Origin of the sequence: Amycolatopsis sp. DG1A-15b (genome assembly GCF_030285645.1) — a bacterium.
Lineage (GTDB): Bacteria > Actinomycetota > Actinomycetes > Mycobacteriales > Pseudonocardiaceae > Amycolatopsis.
Window position 1 is genome coordinate 4,585,641 of record NZ_CP127296.1, and the last position, 13,868, is coordinate 4,599,508.

Below are 13,868 nucleotides of genomic sequence, written 5' to 3' on the forward strand. Positions count from 1 at the left end.
TGCGGAATGAAACTGACAGCCCGGCGGTTGAAGCGAACGTGGGACAGCAGCTCCCGCAGGAAGGACGGCTCGCCATGAAGGTCCGCAGCTCGATCCGTTCGCTCGCCCGCCGGCCGGGCGCCCAGGTCATCCGCCGGGGGGCGAAAATCTTGGTGATCAACAAGGACAACCCGCGCTCGAAGGCCCGCCAGGGCTGACCGGGACGACGGCCGCCGGGCCCGGAACCGCATGGTTCCGGGCCCGGTCGCGTTTCGTCAGGCCGGGCCCGCGAGGCCGACGAGATTGCCCTCCGGGTCGGCGAAGTGGGCGACCACCAGGTCCCGTCCCGGGGCGCGGTCCGGGCCCATCCGGCGGGTGCCGCCGAGACGTTCGGCCTCGGCCAGCGCCGCCGCGACGTCCGGGACGCCCACGTAGAACACGACGTGCCGCTCGTGAGCCGCGCCGCCGCCGACGCCGCCCGGGATGGTGTCCGTCTCCACGAACCCGTAGCCACCCGGTTCCGACACCTGGTCCGACACCGGCCCGGACGTGTCGAACTCCCAGCCGAACAGCTCGCCGTAGTACCCGCGCAGCCGCGCCGGGTCGGTGCCGATGATCTCGAAGTGCACGACTGACCGACCCATGACCGTTCCTTCCGTCGACATCCGGACCCGGCCGACCGTACGCGCACTCAGTTGTTAAAAACAACCACTGAGTTGTACATTGAGTCCATGCCGACGAGCCGCAGCTACCGGGACGCCTGCACGATCGCGCGTGCCCTGGACGTCGTCGGGGAACGCTGGGCCCTGCTCGTGGTGCGTGAGCTGCTGCTCGGGCCGCAGCGGTTCTCCGACGTCCGCCGCGCGCTGCCCGGCGCCAGCTCGAACCTGGTCACCGACCGGCTCCGCGAGCTCGAAGGCCACGGCGTCGTGACGCGCCGGCAGCTGCCACCCCCGGCCGCCTCCACCGTCTACGAGCTCACCGACTGGGGCCGCGAACTGGAGCCGGTCGTGCTGGCGCTGGGCGCGTGGGGCGCGCGAGTCCCCCTCCCCCGGGCCGCGTCCCTCGGCGTCACCTCCGTGCTGCTGTTCCTCCGCGGGTCCGCCCGCCCGCGCGGCACCGCGTGCTACCGCGTCGAGCTGGACGCCCGCGTGTGGACGGTCCGCACCGAGCCGGGCCGCCTGACGATCGAGCCGGGCGAGCCCGGCGCCCCGGACGCGACGGTCCGGACCGATCCCTCGACCCTGAACGCCCTGCTCGAACAGCCTTCCCACCTCGAGGAGGCCATCGCCGACCGCAGGCTGACGATCGAAGGCGACCGGAACGCGGTCCGCAGGCTGCTGCGCGAACACGAAGGCTGAGAACCCCGCCGGACCGGGTCGGGGCACCGGCCCGGCGAGGAGGCCTGCTTACAACGCGACCAGCTTCGTCCCGCCGAACGTGCCCTTCAGCGGCACCACCACGGACCGGCCGCGCACCGTCACCGTGACGCTGTCCTGCAGCTGCGTCGGATCCGACACCGCGAGCTGGGTCCGGATCCCGCAGCGCCCGATCGCGACCGACGCCGGACCCGACACGCTGAGCTCACCGACCGAGCCCGCCGCGAAGAAGTTCGCCAGCACCGTGCCGTCGGCGGTCCGGATCGCCTGCACCACCGGGGTGTTCGCGAGCACCCGCCACGCCCAGGACGCCGTGAGCGTGTCGATCACCGAAGCACCCGGGAGCACCGCGTACGCGTACTTCGCGTCCGTCGGCTGCACGCCGTGTTCCAGGATCAGCTTCTGGTACCGGCGTGTGTTCGGTGTCGTGGTGCCCTTGGTGTTGGCGCCCGTGTCGATGTCGCGCCACGCGCCCGTCCGGTCCTCGCGCAACGCCGTCACCGAAGCGTCGTCGAGCAGCACGTACCCGCCGACGTTCTCCAGGTGCGCCCAGCGTGGCCGCCGCAGCGCCGTCGCCTTGCCGAGGTCGGTGGCCACGCGCCGGCCGTCGGCCAGGAGCGTCCCGCGGCCACCCTCGCCGAGGTTGCGGTTCTCGATCGTCGTGCGCACCGTGTGGGGCGACGTGCTGGTGATCCCGGCGCCGAGGCAGAGGATCCCGTCCGGGGTGAAGAACCACGACTTCTTCGCGACCAGCGAGCCGTCCCAGTTCTCGAAGTCGAACCCGTACGCGCCGTGCCGCGCGTCCCAGCGGACGCCGCCGGTGTGCGGGTTCGGGCCGACCGGCACGCCGCCGAACTTCGGGTCGGCCGGGCCGTCGTGCTCGGTCGTGCCCGGCAGCAGCAGCGGGTCCACCGTCGGCCAGTAGGCGTCGGTGTAGTGCCCCTTGGCGTTCGGGAGGAACGTGTAGAGCACGCCGTCGCCGACGTGGTAGCCCTTGAGGTTCTGGCCGTTGATGGCTTCGTAGCGCGAGATCCGCGTCGAGCTGACGCCCAGGGACGCCGACCAGCCGTCGGTGACGTGGACCATCCGGTCCTGCTGGCCGAAGATCCGGTGCGTCGCCACCACCCGCGCCGGGCGCGCGCCCGACGCCAGCATGTCCTGCGCGAACTCGATGCCCGGCGTCGCCACCAGGTCCGGGCCGGGCGCGAACCGCTCCGGGTCCGGGATCTTCAGGAACGGCGCGTACTCCCCTTCCTTGATCCACTTCGCGGCCAGGGCGTTGAGGTCGGTCTTCGTCCTGCCCGCCGCCGTCCGGGCCAGCACCAGCGTCGCGACGGTGAGCTGGTGGCCGATGTCGTGGCCGGTCTCCCCCTGGCGCGACAGCATCCGCCCGCGCACCGGCTCCATCAGCGCGCCCGCGTAGACGAAGGGCGCGAAGCTGTCGGCGACGAGCGCGTAGATCTTGTCCTTGAGCGGCTGCGGGAGCGCGTACGCGGTGCCCTGCGTAACGTGGATGGCGCCGGCGAGCGCGGTCAGCAGCACGATGCCGTAGTGCCCGGGGTACGGGATGGTGTCGTGCTGGATGAACGAACCGTCGACGTGGAAGCCGTCGCCCGCCGCGCGGTCCAGCTTCGCGACGACGCTCGCCGCACCCCCGCCCGCGACGTCGGTGAGCGCGTCGATGCCGGTTCTGATCCACGCCGTGTCGCCGAGCATCGCGCCTGAGACGATCGAGATGAGTGCCTTGTCCGCGCGGTTGGCGCCGGTCTCGACCACCGCCGGGTTGTTGGCGCGCAGGTTCGGGTTGCCGACGAACCGCTTGACCGGCGCCAGGTAACGGGCCAGCTGCTCCGCGGTGAGCTGGTCGGCGACCACCGACAGCGTGTGCAGCAGGTAGTACGGGATGCCGATTTCGTAGGTGTACCAGTTGCCGATTTCGCCGACGTTCTCGTTGTACTGGCTGGCGTGGATCAGCTCGAGCGCGGCCTTGATGCGGTCGAGCACCACCGGGTCGCCGGACAGCGCGCCGCCCGGGGTGCCCCAGTCGACGGCGATCGCGCGCAGCCGCGCGTACATCGAGGTGGTGTAGTCACTGCCCGGGCCGAGCGGCAGGTCCGTCCACAGTGGAGCACCACCGCCGGCGACGGACAGGCTCGCGTTGTAGGCTTTGGCGACCCGGCCGAGGTTGGCCAGCGCCGCGGTGCGTTCGGGCGACGGCCGGTTGATGCCGGTCTGCAGCTGCCGGTACGCGGCGACGATCGGCGCGGTCGCGGCGGGCACCGGACTGGCCGCATGCGCCGCGGAAGTGGCCGCGGCGTTCGCGGCGAAGGCCGGACGGGTGAGGAGCACGGTGGAAGCGGCCGCCAGGGCACCGCCGCGCAGGGCATTTCTCCGGTTCACGGGCATGACAATGCCTCCCAGGATCAAGACATCCTTGGCTTGCGGGAAAGGGATTCAGTTGTGCGGCGGCGGATTTTGTTGCCTGAAGGCACCTTCAGGGGCAGCGGGTGTCCCTGAAGGCGCCTTCACGGCTCTCGGCGCCGGAAACTGTCGGTGCCGAGCGATAGGCTGGAAACGGGGGGCGCCCCCGCGGGTCGGTGGCGCCGGATCAACGGGAACTGTCGGTGCCGGACGATAGAATGGAACCGGGGGGCGCCCCCGCGGGTCAGGGGAATACAGCGGGTCAGCGGGAGCCGTCGGTGCGGCGGGGCAGCTGCCAGGGGTTGGCCTCCTGCAGGGGTTCGGGCAGCAGGGCGTCCGGGAAGCCCTGCCAGGCGACCGGGCGCAGGAACCGCTCGATCGCCGCGGTGCCGACGGACGTCGTCGTCGGGGCGGTGGTGGCCGGGTACGGGCCGCCGTGCTGCTGGGCCCAGCTGACCGTCACCCCCGTGGGCCAGTCGTTCCACAACAGCCGCCCGGCGATGCGGGCCAGGGCCGGCAGCACCGGCCGGATCCAGTCCGCGTCGGACTCCTCGCCGTGGATCGTGGCGGTGAGGCCCGGTTCGATGACGTCGAGCAGGCTCAGCAGTTCGGCCTGGTCGGCGTACGTGACGATCAGCGACGCCGGCCCGAAGCACTCTTCGTGCACCGTGGCGCCGCCCTCGAGGAACTGCTTGCCGGTGGTGGCCAGCAGCGTCGGGGTGAACGCGGGCGAGGAAGAAGCCGACGAAGACACGACCTCGACGCCCGGCACCTCCCGCAGCGCCGAAAGCTTCGACGCGTATCCGGAAGCGATGCGGTCGTTGAGCATCGGCTGCGCCGCGGCGCCGTCCAGGGCCGCGCGCAACGCGTCGGTCAGGCCGTGGTCCTCCGGCAGGAACAGCAGGCCCGGCTTGGTGCAGAACTGGCCCGCGCCGAGGGTGAACGACCCGGCGTAGCCCTTCGCCACGGCTTCCCCGCGCGCGGCGATCGCGGCCTCGGTGACCACCACCGGGTTGACGCTGCCCAGCTCGCCGTAGAACGGGATCGGCCGCGGCCGCGCGTTCGCGATGTCGAACAGCGCCCGCCCGCCGGGGATCGAGCCGGTGAACGACGCCGCCGCGATCCGCGGGTCCTTGAGCGCGGTGACGCCTTCCTCCTGGCCGAAGATCACGTTGAACAGGGCCGCCGGCGCACCCGCCTTGATCAGCGCCTCCCGCACGATCGAGCCGGTCTGCGCGGACAGCTCCGGGTGCCCGGGGTGGGCCTTAAGGACCACCGGGCAGCCCGCGGCCAGCGCGGAGGCGGTGTCACCACCGGCGACGCTGAACGCGAACGGGAAGTTGCTGGCCGCGAACACCAGCACCGGCCCGATCGCGGTCTTGACGCGGCGGATGTCCGGACGCGGGCCCATCGGCCAGTCCGGATCGGCGTGGTCGACGGTGGCGCCGAGGTACTCGCCGTCGGTGAGCACCTCGGCGAACAGGCGCAGCTGGAACGTCGTGCGCTTCAGCTCGCCGGCCAGCCGCGGGGTCTCCGGCAGGTGCGTCTCGGCGTGCGCCAGCGGGACCAGTTCGCCGGCGGCGGCGTCGAGGGCGTCGGCGACGGCGGTCAACCAGCCGGCCCGTTCGGCCGGGGTCGCCTCGGCGGCGGGACGGGCGGCTTCGGCGGCTCCCGCCAGGATCTTCTCGAGCGTGGCGGCGTCAGTGGCCTGGCTCATCGGTACAGCAGCTCCTCAGTTCTCATGGGCGGCGGCGGTGGCCGTGCCCAGGTCGCCCCAGCGACCCGGACCGGCCAGTCCGAGGTGGTACAGGTGCAGCTCGGCGGCTCCCGCCTTGGCGAGCTCGCCGACGTACGCGGCGATGTCCGGCACCGGCGCGGCGGCGACCGCCGTGATGTAGCTGGCGATCGCGACCCGTTCGGGCAGGGCCTCCCGGGCCGCCGCGACGGCCTCGGCACCCGTCGCGGGGGCCCACCCGAACAATACGACCGCGTCGACGTCGTCCGGCGCGGACGGCGTCAGCCCGGGCAGCGCGCCGGTGACCCACGGGTCGAGCGCGCCGTGCAGCACGATCCGGGTGCCCGGCGGCAGCGTGGCCAAAACGGCGGCTCGCAGCTCGTCGGTCGCCTGCTGCCTGACTCGCAGCAGCATCTGGGTCAGCTCCGGCGGCAGGTTGTCGGCCGTCAGAAGCAGGTCGCCGGTCGCGATCAGCCGCCGGACCTCCTCGACGAGCTGGGCCCGGACGGTGTCCGCATCGACGTCCCACGCAGCGGCGCAGGCGTCGCAGCAGCAGATCGACAGCAGCCGGGCCACCGCGGGCGCCCACACGCCGTCGGTCTTCTCGTGCTGGTGCTGGTGCACCGCGCCGAGCGGGCCGCAGGCCTCGAGGATCACCGACGACAGCTCCAGGCCCGCGACGGCCTCCGCGGTCACCTTCGCCGCGTACTCGCGCACCGCAGGCTGCGCAGGGCACAGCGCCCACGGATAGGCCTCGCCGAAGCAGTTGCGGACCACGACGTCCGGGTGCTCGTAGCCGAGCTGGGAGTTGTGGGTCAGCACGATCCAGGCGGCGGCCGGGATCCCGGCCTCGTTGAGCAGCCGGACGGCGTCACCCCCGGCGTCCTCGCCGGGGACCCAGTCCGGAGTGGACGGACGCAGCGTGCCCCACGCGTCCGGGCGCACCGGGCGGTAGAAAGCCGCGTGCCGCGCGACCACGGCCGTGGTCGACGCCGACCACGGCGTCGCCGCGCGGGCGCTGTGGTACGACAGCGCCACGGCCACCTCGTCGACGCCGAGCGCCTGGACCCGCGAAACGAAATCGGATTCCAGGACGTCCCAGGGGTAGGCGTATCCCGTCACCTTCACCGGTTCACCACCTCGCCGTGTTCGCTTCGAACCCGGGCACGTACTTCCGCATGTAGGTCCCGTCGTCCCGCTTGGTCAGTCCACATCGGACGTAGTTCTCGTGCAGCTTCGCCAGCGCGTCCTCGTCGAGGGTGATCCCGAGCCCCGGGGTCGTGGGCACCGCGACGGCGCCGTCGGTGAACTCCAGCACACCCGGCTCGATGACGTCCTCGACCTTCCACGGCCAGTGCGTGTCGCAGGCGTAGGTCAGGTGCGGCGTCGCCGCGGCGACCTGCACCATCGCGGCCAGGCTGATCCCGAGGTGGCTGTTGGAGTGCATCGACAGGCCGACGCCGAAGCTCTCGCACGTCACCGACAACGCCTGCGTGGCGCGCAAGCCGCCCCAGAAGTGGTGGTCCGACAGCAGCACGCCGATCGCCCGCGCCCGGAAGCCCGGCTCGACGTCGCCGAAGTTGACCACGCACATGTTGGTGGCCAGCGGCATCGACGCCCGCTCGGCCACCCGCGCCATGCCCTCGATGCCCGGCGTCGGGTCTTCGAGGTACTCGAGGACACCGTCGAGCTCCTCGGCGACGCGGATGCTCGTTTCGACCGTCCAGGCGCCGTTCGGGTCGATCCGCAGCGGGTGCCCGGGGAACGCTTCGGCCAGCGCGCGGACGCCGTCGACCTCCTGGGCCGGCTCGTAGACCCCGCCCTTGAGCTTGATCGAGCGGAAGCCGTACTCGTCGAACATCCGCTTCGCCGACCCGACCAGCGTCTCGGGCGTGGTGATCTCGCCCCAGGAGTCTTCGCGGCCGTCGATGTGCTTGCCGTACTTGTAGAACAGGTAGGCGGAGAACTCGACGGCGTCGCGGGCCCGGCCGCCGAGCAGGTCGGTCACCGGACGGCCCAGGAAGTGCCCCTGCGCGTCCAGGCAGGCGACCTCGAACAGCGAGTACACGCTCGCGACCGTCTTGCGGATGGAGAACCCGCCGATCAGGCCGTGCGCGTCGGTCAGCACCGTGTCCGACAGCGCTTCGGCGACCAGCCGCTGCAGGCCGGGCAGGTCGAACACGTCGTGGCCGCGCAGCCGCGGCAGCACCTTGCGCACCTCGCCGAGGAAGGCGTCGTCGCCGTAGGACTCGCCGAGCCCGACGATCCCGTCCTCGCACTTGACCTGGACGACGCTGCGCAGCGCGAACGGCTCGTGCACGCCCATGACGTTGAGCAGCGGCGGGTCCGCGAAGGCGACCGGGGTGAGCACGACGTCGAGGATCTGCATCAGCCGAGCCCCTTCAGCGTCACGAAGCCGTCCTCCACGACCTTCTCGAGCCGGCGGACCTGCTCCGGCGTCGGTTCGACCAGCGGCGGCCGGACCGGGCCGACCTTGTCGCCGCGCAACCGGGCGGCGGCCTTCACGAGCGAGACGGCGAAGCCGGGCGTCTCGTCCCGCAACGCCACCAGCGGCAGGTAGAACCCGGTGAGCAGGGCGTCCATCACCCGCGTGTCGCCTTCGCCGAGCGCGCGGTGGAAGCGGTGGGCGATCTCCGGCGCGAAGCAGTGCACCGCCGAGGAGTACCGGGCGACGCCGATCGCGGCGTAGGCCTTGGCCGAGACCTCCGCGGTCGGCAACCCGTTGAAGAACAGGAAGTTCCGCGCCCGCTCGGTGTCCAGCGACCGGATCGTGGTGACGATCCGGGTCATCACCTCGACGTCGCCGTAGCCGTCCTTGAGGCCCACGACCGACGGGATGTCCAGCAGTGCGGCGGCGGCCGGCGCGGTGAACACGCCGGTGCCGCGGTGGTACACGATGACCGGCACGGACGAGTCCCCCACCGCGTACCGGACGAAGTCGACCAGGCCCGACGACGGCCCGGTGACCAGGTACGGCGGCAGCAGCAGGACGCCGTCCGCGCCACCCGCCTGCGCCGCCGCGATGCCGGCCCGCGCCGACGCCGCGCCGCCCCCGGCGCCCACCCAGACCGGGACGCGGCCGGCGGCCACCTCCCGGGCCCGGGTGAGCACCGAGGCGTGCTCGGCGGGCGAGAGCGAGCTGAACTCGCCGGTGCCGCACGCGACGAACAGCGCACCGGCGCCCGCCGCGATGTGGCTCTCCACGTTCTCCGCGAGCGCGTCGAGGTTGACCTCGAGGTCCTCGGTGAACGGGGTGAGGGGGAACGCCAGCAGGCCGTCCAGCTCGATCTCGTTCTGTGCCATCAGTTTTCTGCTCTCTCGTCCTTTTTCGGTTCGGCCGGGTGCGGCCTGCGTCAGGCGGGCACGGTCGTGCCTTCCTTCTTGCGGTCGACGTCGTCGTCGGCGAGGTTCACGGTGTCGACGATCTCATCGGCGGCCGCGCTGCGCTCGGGAGCGAGCAGCCCGAGGCCGATGTAGAGCGCCAGCGAAACGAGGATCGGGGTCGCGACCAGCACGGTCTGGTTCGCCTTGAACACGTAGTACACCAGCGCGTAGTCGATCAGGCCGCCCGCCCAGGAGATCAGCGCCGCGCGCGGGCCGCACTTGCGGAACCACGGCAGCATGCCCAGCAGCAGCGGGATCGAGATCGGGCCCATCAGCGCGGCGACCCAGTTGACGACGATCTGCAGCACGCCGCCGAGGTTCTGCGCCTGGGTGGCCACCAGCATGGTCAGCGCGACGAAGATCACCGTGGTGATCCGCGCGGCCTTGAGCCCCTGGACGTCGGTCCACTGCCGGGTGCGGCGGAACATCGCCGGGATCATGTCGCGGGTGATCACCGCGGAGATCGCGTTGGCGTCGGAGGAAACCATCGCCATGGTGTGCGAGAAGATCCCGGCCAGCACCAGGCCGACCAGGCCCGGCGGCAGGAACGTCGTGGTCATGATCGCGTAGGACTGCGTCGGGTCCTTGACACCGGGGATGAGCAGGGGCGCCGCGAACATCGGGAACATCAGCACCAGCGGCCACAACAGGTACAACGCCGACGAAAGCCGCGCGCCCCGTTTGGCCTCCTGGGTGCTCGGCGCGGCCATGTACCGCTGCGCCAGGTTCCACATGCCTCCGTTGTACTCCAGCGTCTTCACCAGCACGTAGACGAGCAGGAAGATGGTGGTGTACTTGGACGTCACCGGGTCGACGTGGCCTTCGGGCAGCTTGTCCCACATCGTCCAGAGCGCCGAGATCCCGCCCAGCTTGCCCAGCACCACGACGATCATCACGATCGCGGCGATGGCCTGGATGACGAACTGGCCGAAGTCGGTGAGCGCGTCGGCCCACAGGCCGCCGATGGTGCAGTAGACCAGGGTGACCGCGCCGGTGATGAGGATGCCGAGGTTGTAGTCCAGCCCGGCGAAGACGTGCAGCAGCGTCGCGACGGCGAACCACTTGGCCGCGATGTCGAAGATCTTCAGCAGGCTGCCGCTCCAGGCCAGCGCCTGCTGCGTCGGCACGTTGTACCGCTTGGCCAGGTACTCCAGCGGTGAGGCGACGCCGAGCTTCGAGCGCAACCGGTTCCAGCGGGCGGCGAACAGCCAGCTGCCGATGCCCACGCCGATGCCGATGCTGGCGAAGCCCCAGAAGTACACGGTGACGCCGGTGGTGTACGCGACGCCCGCGTACGCGACGAAGAGCACGGCGCTGTAGCCGGACATGTGGTGGGAGATCCCCGCCAGCCACCACGGCATCTTGCCGCCGGCCGTGAAGAAGTCCTTGACGTCGCTGACTCTCTTGTGCGACCACCAGCCGATCACGATCATCAGCGCGAAATACGCGCAGACCATCGCCCAGTCGAGTGCGTGCACCGCAGGCTCCCTTCCGCGTCCACGATGATGCGGTCTCGAACGAGATGTTCACATCCATGAACGGAGTCTGTTATAGTGATTATGTTCATCCATAAGAACGTTGTTCGGGACGCTAATATGGTCGGGGTCACAAGTCAACGGCCGGACGGAGGCGCACAAATGCCGCAGAAGGTGGACAACCCGGCAGCGGCCGACGGCGCCCCCGCCGAGAGTTCGGGCGTCAAGTCCGCACGGCGGGCCGTCGACCTCATCGAGACCTTCGCGGCGAACGACGTCTGGCTGTCCCTGTCGGACCTGCACGCGCGCACGGGTTTCCCGCGCTCGTCGCTGCACGGCCTGCTGCGGACGCTGCTGGAGGCCGGCTGGCTGGAGGCGGACGCGAACACCGCTCGCTACCGCCTCGGCGTCCGCGCGCTGATCTGCGGCACGGCGTACCTGGACCGCGACGCCGTCGTCCCGTTCGCCACCGAAGCACTGGAGCGCATCCGGGAGAAGACCGGCTTCACCGCCCACTTCGCGCGCCGCAACGGCACCGAGGTCGTCTACCTGGAGACGCGCGAGTCGCAGCGGTCGACGCACCTCGTCTCCCGCGTCGGGCGCACGCTGCCCGCGCACGCGACCGCGCTGGGCAAGGCCCTGCTGGCCGAGCTGACGCACGACGAGATCGAGGCGCTGATGCCGGCGACGCTGACCGCGCTGACGCCGAACACCATCACCACGCTCGAAGGCCTGCACGCCGAGTTCGCCGCCACCCGCGAGCGCGGGTACGCCGCCGAGGTCGAGGAAGGCACGCTGGGCGTCCGGTGCGTCGCCGCGGTGATCCCCTACCGCATCCCGGGCACCGACGCGATCAGCTGCTCGATGCCCATCGCCCAGGTGACCGACGACGACGCCCGCCGCGTCGGCGAACTGCTCGCCGAGACCACCGCCGAGCTCGGGCAGCAGCTGCGCCGGGCCGGCATCCGTTAACCCTTCTGTGTGAGAGGAACCCCATGACGGACCAGCGCGTGCTCATCACCGGGTCGGCGGGAGTCGTCGGCACCCTGATGCGCCCCCGCCTGCGGCGCCCGGGCCGGGTGCTGCGCCTGCTCGACCTGGCCCCGCAGACGGCGTCCGACGACTCCGAGGAGATCGTGACGGCCTCGGTGACCGACCCGGCGGCGATGGCGGAAGCGTGCGAAGGCGTCGACGCGCTGATCCACCTGGGCGGGCACAGCCGCGAGAACTCGTGGGAAGCGACCCTGGACGTCAACATCAACGGGACGCAGACGGTCCTGGAGGCGGCGCGGGCCGCCGGGATCCAGCGGGTGATCCTGGCGTCGAGCAACCACGCGGTGGGCTTCCGCCGCATCGATTCCGACCTCCCGGCGGACTCTTCACCGCGGCCGGACACGTTCTACGGGGTCAGCAAGGCGGCGATCGAGGCACTGGGCAGCCTGTACCACTCCCGCTTCGGCATGGACGTGATCGTGATCCGGATCGGATCGTGCTTCGAGACACCGCTGCCCCTGGGCCCCCGCGGCCTGACGACATGGCTGTCCCCGGACGACGGCGCCCGGCTGTTCGAGGCGTGCCTTTCGGCGCCTTCGCCGGGATATCGGCTGATCTGGGGCGTCTCGGACAACACGCGCCGGATCTACTCACTGGCGGAGGCGGAGGCCCTGGGCTACAAGTCCCTGGACGACGCGGAGGTGTACGCGGATCAGCTGGCTTCTCGCCCGGCGCCGACAGGACCGGCGGCCGAGTACGTCGGCGGGCCGTTCTGCACCGCACCCTTGGGCGTGTTCAACCCGCTCTGACGTCGCTTTCGGTGGCTCCGAGGTGGCTCCGCCATCTCGGGGCCGCCGGCGACGCTGCACGCAAAGCGCTTCGGGAGCACCTCCGACGTCGAAGCGCGGGCGAGCCACCAGAACGTCCTCTTCTGCCGATGAGCGTGCGCTTCTCCGCGGTGCAGGCTGCTGCTGAGAACCGGAGCGCGGTCGGGTCTCGGTCGGACCTCGCAGCCCATATGCCCTCATTCGGGTCAGCATGTTGGCTCTCGCTACCTGTCGCAGAGTCTGATATCAGAACTGGCGCAATCGCATTGAGCCGAGGTGCGTCAGATACGTAAGGCTCCACGCGGGGTCCCGTACCGTCGGCCGCAAGCGGTCAGGGCGAGGACGCCGCGTCCCAGAACCGAAGTCCGCTCGTCAAGCTCCGAAGGATCGACCGAGAGCCGTCCGGCGATATCCGTGGCGTGACACGGATCGGGGATCGCGAAGTCTCGTTTGACCTGCTCGTAGCGCTCCCGGAACGCCTCAGCGTCGGAGATGTCGATCCCGTCGGTCCAGCCCGTCGGGAAGCCCCTGTCCTCATGAGGCAACAGGTAGCCGTCTTCGGCAGCGTGCGCGTTGCCGAGCTGGTCCTCCGGCTCGAAAACGTCGTAGCAGCGGATGATCTGGCCGTGTTCGGCAAGACACCAGGCGGTCCACCCGTCGCCGCAGCTCGCCCCGTACCAGTGAGCGGCACCGAAAGCGCCACTCAGCTCGGCGCAGCTGCGCCGTATGCTCGGCCGTCGCCCGGACTCGGTCTCCGCTGAAGCCGAATGCGCCAATCCGGGCGGATCGCCGAACACCAGCGTCCAACCATCGAGAACCGGACTCACATACGTCCGGGCGCACCTGCCGTGTTCGTGCCTGAGGGTTCCACCGTGGTGGTCGGAGTTCCACGCAGATTCGCCGAGGCGCATCGTCACCGGCATTGCGTCGGAAAGTCCGAACGCCTCCAGCACCGCCCCCTGGTCCTTCGTCGGCAGCGCGTACCAGCCGCCACAGAGATGCATCGACGCCGGTTTCTCGTCACGAAGCTTGACCGCGATCAGCCGCTCGACGAGCCGCTGATCGGCCGCGTCGAGCGCATCCCAGCCACCCACCTCGGCCAAGGCCGTCAACGCCTGCCGCCGCTGCGGCGCGGTCGACCGCCGCACCCGGCGTAGTAACGGAATCACGCCGGGACCGATCCCCGCGAATGCCCACACGCCCCGCTGGCGTACGTCTTCGTCGGCGTCTGTCAGCAGCGGGACTAACGCGGGCGCCAGCGGCAACGCCGTGCTACCCGCGTTCTGAAGGACGAACGCGGCCGTTTCCCTGATCGACGGATCCGGATGCGCCAAGACATCCGCATACCTCTTCAGGTCAGAGACCTCGATTCCACCGAACGCCCAGCGTGCGCGCCGCCGCACCTCCTCCGTCCCCGGCGAGAGAATGACGTCGAGCACCGGATCGAACGCCGGATCGCCGATCCGGCGAAGGACGCCCGCCGAGTCACCCCAGTACACCGGTGAAGCCTCGTCACGCAAGACGGCAAGCACCGGTTCGACGGCGCCCGCGCCCGCCGCCACCAGCGCGGCTCCAGCAGATTTCCGAGCCGCCATATCCGGAGCTGCGAGCTGTTCGATCAACTCAGGGATACCCACACTGACACAATAACCGG

The 13,868-nt window shown here is 70.8% G+C and carries 12 protein-coding genes; 4 read left to right on the forward strand and 8 right to left on the reverse strand.

Annotated features, from left to right (window positions below; translation table 11 throughout):
* Positions 1-74: 74 nt before the first annotated feature.
* Positions 75-197, forward strand: coding sequence for a ribosomal protein bL36 (locus QRY02_RS20835; RefSeq protein ID WP_285993878.1), 123 nt, complete (start codon positions 75-77; stop codon positions 195-197).
* Positions 198-254: 57 nt separating this feature from the next.
* On the opposite strand, the gene QRY02_RS20840 is transcribed toward QRY02_RS20835, so the two are convergent.
* Positions 255-623, reverse strand: a complete 369-nt coding sequence (locus QRY02_RS20840; RefSeq protein ID WP_285993203.1) for a VOC family protein — start codon at positions 621-623, stop codon at positions 255-257.
* Positions 624-710: 87 nt separating this feature from the next.
* On the opposite strand from QRY02_RS20840, the gene QRY02_RS20845 reads away from it, so the two are divergent.
* Positions 711-1,340, forward strand: a complete 630-nt coding sequence (locus QRY02_RS20845) for a winged helix-turn-helix transcriptional regulator (RefSeq protein ID WP_285993204.1) — start codon at positions 711-713, stop codon at positions 1,338-1,340.
* Positions 1,341-1,388: 48 nt separating this feature from the next.
* Here QRY02_RS20845 and QRY02_RS20850 read toward each other — a convergent pair whose 3' ends face one another.
* The 6 genes from QRY02_RS20850 to QRY02_RS20875 all read right to left on the reverse strand — a co-directional run bounded on the left by QRY02_RS20850 (position 1,389) and on the right by QRY02_RS20875 (position 10,397).
* Complete coding sequence (locus QRY02_RS20850) at positions 1,389-3,764, reverse strand: polysaccharide lyase 8 family protein (RefSeq protein ID WP_285993205.1); 2,376 nt, start codon at positions 3,762-3,764, stop codon at positions 1,389-1,391.
* Between the two features lie 277 nt (positions 3,765-4,041).
* A complete protein-coding gene (locus QRY02_RS20855) occupies positions 4,042-5,496 on the reverse strand; it encodes an aldehyde dehydrogenase (NADP(+)) (RefSeq protein WP_285993206.1) in 1,455 nt (484 codons plus the stop codon).
* A 15-nt stretch (positions 5,497-5,511) separates the two neighbouring features.
* Positions 5,512-6,642, reverse strand: a complete 1,131-nt coding sequence (locus QRY02_RS20860) for a hypothetical protein (RefSeq protein WP_285993207.1) — start codon at positions 6,640-6,642, stop codon at positions 5,512-5,514.
* 4 nt (positions 6,643-6,646) lie between these two features.
* On the reverse strand, positions 6,647-7,903 hold the full coding sequence (locus tag QRY02_RS20865; protein WP_285993208.1) for a glucarate dehydratase family protein: 1,257 nt from the start codon (positions 7,901-7,903) through the stop codon (positions 6,647-6,649).
* Positions 7,903-8,838 (reverse strand): 5-dehydro-4-deoxyglucarate dehydratase, encoded by a 936-nt coding sequence (locus QRY02_RS20870; protein WP_285993209.1) that lies wholly within the window; start codon positions 8,836-8,838, stop codon positions 7,903-7,905. The genes QRY02_RS20865 and QRY02_RS20870 overlap by 1 nt, the downstream gene beginning before the upstream one ends.
* 50 nt (positions 8,839-8,888) lie before the next feature.
* Positions 8,889-10,397, reverse strand: a complete 1,509-nt coding sequence (locus tag QRY02_RS20875; RefSeq protein WP_285993210.1) for a sodium:solute symporter family protein — start codon at positions 10,395-10,397, stop codon at positions 8,889-8,891.
* 159 nt (positions 10,398-10,556) lie between these two features.
* On the opposite strand from QRY02_RS20875, the gene QRY02_RS20880 reads away from it, so the two are divergent.
* Positions 10,557-11,366 (forward strand): IclR family transcriptional regulator, encoded by an 810-nt coding sequence (locus tag QRY02_RS20880; RefSeq protein WP_103338629.1) that lies wholly within the window; start codon positions 10,557-10,559, stop codon positions 11,364-11,366.
* A 23-nt stretch (positions 11,367-11,389) separates the two neighbouring features.
* Complete coding sequence (locus tag QRY02_RS20885) at positions 11,390-12,196, forward strand: NAD-dependent epimerase/dehydratase family protein (RefSeq protein WP_285993211.1); 807 nt, start codon at positions 11,390-11,392, stop codon at positions 12,194-12,196.
* A gap of 299 nt (positions 12,197-12,495) precedes the next feature.
* On the opposite strand, the gene QRY02_RS20890 is transcribed toward QRY02_RS20885, so the two are convergent.
* Complete coding sequence (locus tag QRY02_RS20890) at positions 12,496-13,851, reverse strand: HEAT repeat domain-containing protein (protein WP_285993212.1); 1,356 nt, start codon at positions 13,849-13,851, stop codon at positions 12,496-12,498.
* Between the last annotated feature and the right edge of the window lie 17 nt (positions 13,852-13,868).

Coding starts and splice junctions, on each gene's coding strand:
- QRY02_RS20835 (WP_285993878.1), top strand. CDS start 75: ATGAAGGTCCGCAGCTCGATCCGTTCGCTCGCCCGCCGGCCGGGCGCC.
- QRY02_RS20840 (WP_285993203.1), bottom strand. CDS start 623: ATGGGTCGGTCAGTCGTGCACTTCGAGATCATCGGCACCGACCCGGCG.
- QRY02_RS20845 (WP_285993204.1), top strand. CDS start 711: ATGCCGACGAGCCGCAGCTACCGGGACGCCTGCACGATCGCGCGTGCC.
- QRY02_RS20850 (WP_285993205.1), bottom strand. CDS start 3,764: ATGCCCGTGAACCGGAGAAATGCCCTGCGCGGCGGTGCCCTGGCGGCC.
- QRY02_RS20855 (WP_285993206.1), bottom strand. CDS start 5,496: ATGAGCCAGGCCACTGACGCCGCCACGCTCGAGAAGATCCTGGCGGGA.
- QRY02_RS20865 (WP_285993208.1), bottom strand. CDS start 7,903: ATGCAGATCCTCGACGTCGTGCTCACCCCGGTCGCCTTCGCGGACCCG.
- QRY02_RS20870 (WP_285993209.1), bottom strand. CDS start 8,838: ATGGCACAGAACGAGATCGAGCTGGACGGCCTGCTGGCGTTCCCCCTC.
- QRY02_RS20880 (WP_103338629.1), top strand. CDS start 10,557: ATGCCGCAGAAGGTGGACAACCCGGCAGCGGCCGACGGCGCCCCCGCC.
- QRY02_RS20885 (WP_285993211.1), top strand. CDS start 11,390: ATGACGGACCAGCGCGTGCTCATCACCGGGTCGGCGGGAGTCGTCGGC.